The following is a 7,980-nucleotide window of genomic DNA, read 5'->3' as shown; positions in this document are numbered from 1 at the left end:
TTGGGTAAGATGAGTATAGTTCATGATGCAACTTTGACTTTGGTCGGTCGGAAGCAAAATGCTAGCTCATCTTGCTTCTTTCCAATAATTTAATCTCTGTTGCACTTCATTTGAGAATCTAAGTTTTAAAAAATAAGATTTAAAATTATAAAACCCGAGATAAGAAGTTTTGAGTACGCTCTTCTTTGGGATGCTCCAGAACCTGTTGAACGCTACCTTGTTCAACTATTCTCCCCTGATCCATAAACACCACATGGTCGGCAACTTCTCGTGCAAAAGCAATTTCATGCGTTACAATTACCATGGTTTTACCTAATTTCGCCAAGCTTTTGATTACATTCAAGACTTCTCCTACCAACTCAGGGTCCAAGGCGGACGTTGGCTCATCAAATAAGATCACTTTGGGGTCTAATGCTAAAGCTCTGGCAATCGCAACACGCTGCTGCTGACCACCAGAAAGTTGTTTGGGCCATGCTTCAACCTTATCTCTTAGCCCCACTAAACCCAATAATTGATTGGCTTTTAAAATGGCTTGATCTTTGCTGAGTTTTTTATGCGCTAGAGGTGCTTCAATAATATTTTTCAAAACATTTAAATGTGGAAACAAATTAAAATTCTGAAAAACATAACCCACCGATTTACGCTGTTTTAAAATATCTCGCTCTTTTAATTCATAAAGTTTATCGCCTTTTTTCCGATAGCCGATAAACTCATCATCAATTTGAATAAAACCTGCATCTACACGTTCTAAATGATTTATCGTTCGTAATAACGTTGATTTACCTGACCCTGAAGGACCAATAATTACCGTGACAGAGCCCGCAGGAATATCAAGGCTAATATCGTGTAATGCCGCATGTCCTGCATAGTTTTTAAATACATGGCTCACTTGAATATGACCATTTGCAGGAGATGTTGCTTGATTAATGATCATAACTAGCTCCTATACGCGGTTGAGTCGTGTGTGGCTGCGTTTTCTTGAAAAAAGCAAAACTATTAATGGCTGATTTCCGCTCGCCTTTTGCCAATATTTTTTCGATATACCATTGGACGATGGAAAAAACACTGGTGACGATGACATACCAAACGGCAGCAACCATCAACAATGGAATCACTTCTTGGTTACGGTTATAGATCATTTGTACGGTGTAAAAGAGCTCAGGCATTGCTAAAACATACACAATTGATGTGCCTTTAGATAAACCGACACATTCGTTGATAATCGCTGGAATGATACTGCGAATAGATTGCGGTAAAATAATACGTGTTGTACGACGCCACCATGACAAACCCAACGCTGCTGCTGCTTCAAATTGACCATGATCGACCGACAAAATCCCACCACGGATGACTTCCGCGGTATAAGCGCTTTGTACAATCACCAAACCGACTAAAGCCGTTGAAAATTGATCCAATGCATTGATGGTTTTAAACTGGGCAAAGACCGTGTCGGTAAACGGTACACCGACATTAATATATTCATATAAATAAGAAAAGTTATAGAGAATAATCAATACCAACAGCAGTGGTAATGATCTGAACATCCAGATATACACCCATGCCAATGAGCGAATTAACCATGAGGAAGACAGTCTCATCATGGCTACAATGGTGCCCAAAATTAAACTAAACACGATTGACCAAAAGGTCAGTTTCAGAGTCATCAACAAACCCTGAAGAATCGCAGGGTCAAAGAACCACTGTCTAAAAACAGGCCATCCCCAGTTTTTGTTGGAAAAAATCGACTCAGCAACCACTGCAATAATTAATACTGAAAATGCGACTCCAATGTAGCGCAGTGGATGACGTGCTGGAACGATTTTATAATGCTCTAGACTCATGCGACCTCCTTTTGCAGTAACGTCTTTCTAAAAGGAAGCCCACCATGTAAAGGTGCTCCAATATAACGATCAAAATTAAAATCTGGAGTGAGTTCAAACTGCGGTTCATAGCCTAGACTCAAATACAATTTCACGGCTGGAATTTGTTTAAACCCTGTGGTAAGAAAAATCTTGCTATACCCCGCAGCAAGCGCACTTCGTTCCAGCTCTTTGACTATTTTTGCAGCCAGCCCTTGTTTACGTAAGTTTTGATGTGACCAAATCCGTTTCAGCTCTGCGGTTTCTGCGTCATAGCGTTTATAGGCACCCATTGCAATCACTTCATCATCACGTTTCAGTACCACAAACAATCCATGTGGCGGTAAAAAATCTTCCGCCCCTTCATAGCGTTCCCGATGTGTGGCTTTTTTACGTTCATCAATGACTTGAGCATCTTGACGTGAAAAAAAATCACCATAAATTTCTTCATATTCAGCAAATAACTGATCCAGTAAAGGCTGTGCTTCAGGCACATCAACAGGCATTTGGATAAATTTTTCTTGCATAATGACCTCTTATTTATCCTGAATCAGTGGGTTAATCACTGATTGTGGAATTCCTTCATTTTGTAAATTCCAACGTGATAGGGCTTGGGTATATGTCCCATTCGTAATGACCCCGTTTATAGATGATTGAACAGTATTCACTAAGCCTGTACCCTTTTTCACAGCAACAGCAACCGACCACGTCCCATCTAATGCGCCCACAGCCTTAATATTGGCACCATTGGCTTGTTGCCATACACCCATTACATTGGGAATGAGGTAGGCATCGACACGGCCAGATTGCAATGCCAAAGCCGCAGCTGCACCATCTTCCAAATAAATGGGCTGTGCTGGGTTCAACCCTTTTTGTCGATTGTTTTCAATCCAATTCAACAGTAGCCGTTCTTGATTGGTGCCAGAACCAACCACAATTTTGAGTCCAGCAATATCATCAGGCATTCTAATTGCTTGGATTTTGCTGTCTTTGGTCACATAAAAAGCCAACATATCCTGACGATAGGTTGCAAAATCGTATTTCTGCTTACGTTGTTCTGTGACCGCAATATTACTGAATACAGCATCGAATTTTCCCGATGCCAAACCAAGTGGCCAGTTTTCCCACGAGGTTGGAATCACTCGGAGCTTGAGACCTAAACTGTCGGCAATTAACTGTGCAATATCAATTTCACTACCTATACGGGTCTGGTTATCTTCGGCCAGAACATGGAGGGGTGGAAAACTGTTGGTTCCCACAGCAACAGTAAAATAACCCTCATTTACAAACTTAAAACCTTGAGGCAATTGAGCAATTGCCTCTAGATTTTTAGTCGTATGAATAGCCACCGTGTTATTTCTTAAAGTCTGTTGCTCTTTTTCTGAAAAAGCAGTTTTCAAATGATTTTCTTGCACATGAGTTGCTGTCTCATTGTTATAGCAACCCATCACACTTAAAGTCACCAGTGTCAGACCAAAAGCCACCGCTGTCTGGGCGTTATACATTTTAGTCTCCCAGCCCTGGCGGGTTAATGACAGAATGTTGAATCGCTTCTGCCTGTGCTCCCCACCGTTTTAAGACTTTTTGATATTCTCCCGTTTGAATTACCCCGTTTAAAGCCGTCTGTACCGCATCAACCAAACCACTGCCTTTTTTGAGCGTGACACCCAATTCGGCAGATCGTGTTCCTCCCCCAAGTGCTGTCCCTGCCAAACGGATTTTTGCACCATTTGCCGCTTGCCATGCATAGGCAACATTAGGACCAAATAAAGCATCAACTCGCCCAGACTGGAGCGCCAAACTTGCAGATGCACCATCATCGTAATAAAGAGCCCGCCCCGGTGGCAGCCCTTTCTTTTTATTGTCCTCAATCCAGTCCAGCAGTACTTTTTCCTGATTGGTACCAGAACCAACAATCACTTTTAAACCAGAAATATCATCAGGACCTTTGATCGTTTTAACTTTACTTTTCTCTGCAACGTAAAAAGCCAATACGTCTTGGCGATAAGTCGCAAAATCAAATTTCTCTTTACGTTCTTTGGTCACGGTGACATTGGCAATGGCAGCATCATATTTGCCACTAATCACCCCGAGTGGCCAGTCCTCCCAAGACGTTCGAACTAATTTCAGCTTTAAACCCAAACTGTCTGCAATCAAACGGGCAATATCAATTTCAGTACCAATATAGGTTTGATTATCAGGCCCCAATACACTTAAAGGTGGCGCTCCTGAAATAGCAGCAACGGTAAAATAACCCGTATTTACAAACTTAAAATCTTTTGGAATTTTTTGACTGGCTTCCGCATTGTGAGCAACATGAATCGGTGTCATATTCTCTTTCAACTTTGCAAGCTCACGGCTATAAAAATCGGTTTTATCGGTCGCTTTTGCAGACTCGGCTGTTGATCTAGCCGTTTGTGTAGATGCCTGTTCTTTACCACATCCAACCAGAGAAATGCCTAGAAACAGTGCCAAAGCAATTGTCAAAGGTGTTTTATTCAACCGCATGAATCTGTTCCTTTTCTGATGATTCAAATTGATTTTCTGGTCGCTTTAAACCAAAACTAGAGCGTAAAGTAGTGCCTGGATATTCGGTACGATATAGCCCGCGCTGTTGTAGCAATGGCACAACTTTTTCGATGAAGGTATCTAAAGTTTTAGGGGTTGCACCCGCAATAATGAAGCCATCTGTCGCCTCTTCTTTTACCCAGAGTTCTAACTGATCTGCGACTTCTTCTACCGTTCCAGCAAAAGGTGGACGTGGTGTGGCAGATTGAAGTGCGACCTGACGTAGGGTTAAATTCTCTGCTTTGGCTTTGCGTTTAATTTCATCAGTACCACTTTTGAAGCTGTTTTCACCCAGTGTGCCTAGTTCTGGAAATGGTGCATCCAGTTCATACTGAGAAAAATCATGGTGTTCAAAGAAGCGCCCCAAATAATTCAGTGCGTCCTCTATCGTCACCAAAGCAGCAGTTTCAAGATATTGACGCTCTACGTCCTCAGCAGAATCTCCAATCAAGACTCCAATGCCTTGGAAAATCAGCAAATCATCTGCGTCACGACCATTCTTAATCACTTGTTGTTTCACATCTAAGTAAAATGCTTGTGCTTCTTCCAAAGAGGCTTGATGGGTAAAAATCGCATCGGCATGTTTCGCGGCTAATGCACGACCTGCACCTGATGCCCCTGCTTGGAATAGAATCGGGCGGTCTTGTGGAGAACGCTCTACATTGAGTGGCCCTGCCACTTCAAAATGTTTACCTTTATGATTCAAGGTATGTAATTTACTGCGTTCAAAGAATTGCCCTGTTCCTTTATTGCGAACGAAAGCACCCTCACCCCACGAGTCCCAAAGCCCTTTGGCCACTTGCAAATATTCATCTGCAATTTCATAACGTTGACTGTGCTCAGGATGCTGTTTGCGGGTATGATTTTTTGCAGTACCTTCAAGTGGTGTCGTTACGACATTCCATCCCGCACGTCCGCCACTTAAATGATCCAGACTGGCAAACTGACGCGCAATGGTAAACGGCTCGCTATACGAGGTCGACACCGTACCCACCAAACCAATATTTTGCGTCACACTGGCTAGGGCTGAAAGCAACGTAATCGGTTCAAAACGATTGAGAAAATGAGGAATTGATTTTTCATTGATATATAGACCATCAGCCACAAAGACAAAATCAAACTTTGCCTGTTCTGCCTGAAGCGCTACATTTTTGGCAAATTCAAAATTAATACTGGCATCGACCACCGCTTCAGGATGGCGCCATGCAGACATATTTCCGTTTGCACCGTGTAAGATAGTTCCAAGGCGAATTTGTTTGTTATTACTCATGTTAGACCTCTGCATGTTTATGAATAGACTCAAGTGCTTGTGTTGCTAAGGCAGCAAAGTACTGAGCAGCTGGATAAATTAAAGATTCATTGGGTTGATATTGGGGATGGTGCAAACCGAAGTGACTGGCACTGCCGATACTGACAAATGCACCGGGGATCTGTTCTAAATAGGCGCCAAAATCTTCACCGATCAAATAAAGCGGCGCCTCTTGCACCTCATAACCTTGCGCATGTGCAACGCTTTGACTCAGTTCAGCCCATGTTGCAGTGTTGATTAATGCAGCTGGGCCATTGTCCCAATCCACAGCAATCTCAACTGAATGAGCAAGTGCAATACCTTGTGCAATTTGTTTAAGTTTTTGTTCAACGGCTAGGCGAACTTCTGGAGAGTGGGTTCGTACCGTACCCTCCAAGTGCGCTTCTTCTGGCAAGATGTTCCAACTGGTGCCTGCATGCACTTGGGTGATACTGACCACACAGGTATCCAAATTATTTATGTTGCGACTGGCAATGGTTTGCACAGCACTAATCAACTGTGCCGCGACAACGATTGGATCTTTGGCTTCATGCGGACGCCCTGCATGACCGCCCTTGCCTTTAATCACAATTTTGAAGCGGTCAACGTTGGCATAAAATGCACCAGCACGTGTCGCAAAAGTGCCTAGAGGCAACTCAGGGACATTATGAAAACCGAAAATGGCGGATACATCTTCCAAGGCGCCACTATTGATTACCTCATAAGCACCACTATAGGTTTCTTCAGCGGGCTGAAAAATAACGCGCACCGTACCTTTTAGTTCAGACACTTGCGCTTTAAGTAAAATCGCAGCGCCTAAAATGGTCGAGCTATGCAAATCATGTCCACAGGCATGCATGACCCCATCGTGAGTCGAACGAAAGTCTTGTTCGATTTCTTCATGAATGGGTAACGCGTCAATGTCTGCTCGAATAGCAACAATTGGATGACCACAACCAATATCCGCAATCAGTCCTGTTTTTAAACCCCAAGTTGAAGTTTCAATGCCGTATTCAGACAGCCATTGTTTTAACTTATCGGTGGTTTGAAATTCTTGCCCTGATAATTCTGGATGACGGTGTAACTCATGTCTCCAACGGAGCAACTGCTGTTCCAGTAATGATCTATTTGGCATCAATTTCCCCAACTCAGGCTGCAAGCACAGCATGCTGTGCCAGTAAAGTTAGAGATTTCAGACGTGTTGCATGATCCAACAGTGGCGATTCCACAATAAATTCATGGATACCAAATTGTTGATGCAAAGCATGTAATTGCTGATGAACATCATCGACCGTCCCTTTGATAATATTCAGTTGCTCTTTTTTAAGGCTTTTAATTGCAGATTGAGCTTGTCTCGAAAACTCTTGCCCGCTTTGTTCATTCGGTATCTTTACGCGTTGACCATTCTCAAGCTCCAACGTCCAAACAGATAGTCCTGCTGCCAGTTCTTCCGCTTGATCGCGGCTATCTGCCACAATAATTTGTGCAGCAACAATCGCCTTTTTCCCAGAGGAGTAGCTTGAGTAAGTTTGCAAAGCATCTTGAAGCAAGTTGGCATCGCCATTCAAATGCGCAGCAAATACGAAATTCCAGCCTAAATCTGCTGCAAGTCGAGCACTTTCAATGCTCGCACCCAATAAGAACTTTTCTGCAAGTTGCTGAGGTGCTGGTGTTGCAGCAACCTGATCAGGCTGATTTCGATCTAACTTTGCATGTAAATAATGATCTAATGCTTGTAACTGCGCCTTAAAGTCGCCCTTTTGTGTCTGATCTAAACCAAGCTGTAATGCTTGAGTTGAAACAGGAAAACCACCAGGTGCTTTGCCTACACCCAAGTCCACACGGTCATGCGCAAGACTGGCCAAAACATTAAAATTTTCCGCAACTTTATAAGGACTGTAGTGCTGCAACATCACCCCACCCGAGCCAATTCGAATACTTTTAGTTTGTGCCAACAACCATGCAATCAAGATTTCAGGTGATGGACTAGATAACAAAGCCGTGGAATGGTGCTCAGCAACCCAATAACGATAGAAACCTAATGCTTCTGCTGTTTGAGCAATTTGCAATGCATTTTTAAATGACTGTTCCGCACTGATGCCTTCAGCTTTTGGGCATTTATCCAGTATGCTTAATTTATAACTCAGCCCCATTTTCTATTTTCCAGAAGATTTAAAGTTGGAACCTATTAAACAAATTTACGGTTTGAAAATTAAATATTAAATAAACTTAAAGTTATATAAAAAAGAGCAAAAACTAATTTTA

The 7,980-nt window shown here is 42.6% G+C and carries 8 protein-coding genes; all 8 read right to left on the bottom strand.

The window, feature by feature from the left end:
* Positions 1 to 145: 145 nt before the first annotated feature.
* Genes GBI16_RS17035 through GBI16_RS17000 form a run of 8 tightly spaced genes read right to left on the bottom strand, consistent with a single transcriptional unit; the run spans position 146 to position 7,868 of the window.
* Entirely contained in the window at positions 146 to 934 is a 789-nt protein-coding gene (locus GBI16_RS17035; RefSeq protein WP_086209384.1) for an amino acid ABC transporter ATP-binding protein, read from the bottom strand.
* Entirely contained in the window at positions 924 to 1,841 is a 918-nt protein-coding gene (locus GBI16_RS17030) for an amino acid ABC transporter permease (protein WP_086209385.1), read from the bottom strand. The genes GBI16_RS17035 and GBI16_RS17030 overlap by 11 nt, the downstream gene beginning before the upstream one ends.
* Positions 1,838 to 2,386, bottom strand: a complete 549-nt coding sequence (locus GBI16_RS17025; protein WP_086209386.1) for a GNAT family N-acetyltransferase — start codon at positions 2,384 to 2,386, stop codon at positions 1,838 to 1,840. The genes GBI16_RS17030 and GBI16_RS17025 overlap by 4 nt, the downstream gene beginning before the upstream one ends.
* Before the next feature lie 9 nt (positions 2,387 to 2,395).
* A complete protein-coding gene (locus GBI16_RS17020; RefSeq protein ID WP_086209387.1) occupies positions 2,396 to 3,364 on the bottom strand; it encodes an ABC transporter substrate-binding protein in 969 nt (322 codons plus the stop codon).
* 1 nt (position 3,365) lies between these two features.
* Positions 3,366 to 4,367 carry an ABC transporter substrate-binding protein gene (locus tag GBI16_RS17015; protein ID WP_086209388.1) on the bottom strand — a complete coding sequence of 334 codons (1,002 nt, stop codon included), beginning with the start codon at positions 4,365 to 4,367 and terminating at the stop codon, positions 3,366 to 3,368.
* Positions 4,354 to 5,697 carry an LLM class flavin-dependent oxidoreductase gene (locus tag GBI16_RS17010; RefSeq protein WP_086209389.1) on the bottom strand — a complete coding sequence of 448 codons (1,344 nt, stop codon included), beginning with the start codon at positions 5,695 to 5,697 and terminating at the stop codon, positions 4,354 to 4,356. Before GBI16_RS17010 ends, GBI16_RS17015 begins: the two co-directional genes overlap by 14 nt.
* A gap of 1 nt (position 5,698) precedes the next feature.
* Positions 5,699 to 6,850, bottom strand: a complete 1,152-nt coding sequence (locus GBI16_RS17005; RefSeq protein WP_151707527.1) for an amidohydrolase — start codon at positions 6,848 to 6,850, stop codon at positions 5,699 to 5,701.
* A gap of 13 nt (positions 6,851 to 6,863) precedes the next feature.
* Positions 6,864 to 7,868: an MsnO8 family LLM class oxidoreductase gene (locus tag GBI16_RS17000; protein ID WP_110975430.1), complete on the bottom strand. Its 1,005-nt coding sequence runs from the start codon at positions 7,866 to 7,868 to the stop codon at positions 6,864 to 6,866.
* Positions 7,869 to 7,980 lie beyond the last annotated feature (112 nt).

Source organism: Acinetobacter sp. TUM15064 (assembly GCF_008980265.1).
In the GTDB taxonomy this organism is placed as follows: Bacteria; Pseudomonadota; Gammaproteobacteria; order Pseudomonadales; family Moraxellaceae; genus Acinetobacter.
Note: the sequence above shows the minus strand (reverse complement) of the source record. Positions and strands in the feature narration are given on the sequence as shown.

Bases quoted from the DNA above. Each gene is read 5' to 3' on its own strand.
- GBI16_RS17035 (WP_086209384.1), bottom strand. From the start codon at position 934: ATGATCATTAATCAAGCAACATCTCCTGCAAATGGTCATATTCAAGTG.
- GBI16_RS17030 (WP_086209385.1), bottom strand. From the start codon at position 1,841: ATGAGTCTAGAGCATTATAAAATCGTTCCAGCACGTCATCCACTGCGC.
- GBI16_RS17025 (WP_086209386.1), bottom strand. From the start codon at position 2,386: ATGCAAGAAAAATTTATCCAAATGCCTGTTGATGTGCCTGAAGCACAG.
- GBI16_RS17020 (WP_086209387.1), bottom strand. From the start codon at position 3,364: ATGTATAACGCCCAGACAGCGGTGGCTTTTGGTCTGACACTGGTGACT.
- GBI16_RS17015 (WP_086209388.1), bottom strand. From the start codon at position 4,367: ATGCGGTTGAATAAAACACCTTTGACAATTGCTTTGGCACTGTTTCTA.
- GBI16_RS17010 (WP_086209389.1), bottom strand. From the start codon at position 5,697: ATGAGTAATAACAAACAAATTCGCCTTGGAACTATCTTACACGGTGCA.
- GBI16_RS17005 (WP_151707527.1), bottom strand. From the start codon at position 6,850: ATGCCAAATAGATCATTACTGGAACAGCAGTTGCTCCGTTGGAGACAT.
- GBI16_RS17000 (WP_110975430.1), bottom strand. From the start codon at position 7,868: ATGGGGCTGAGTTATAAATTAAGCATACTGGATAAATGCCCAAAAGCT.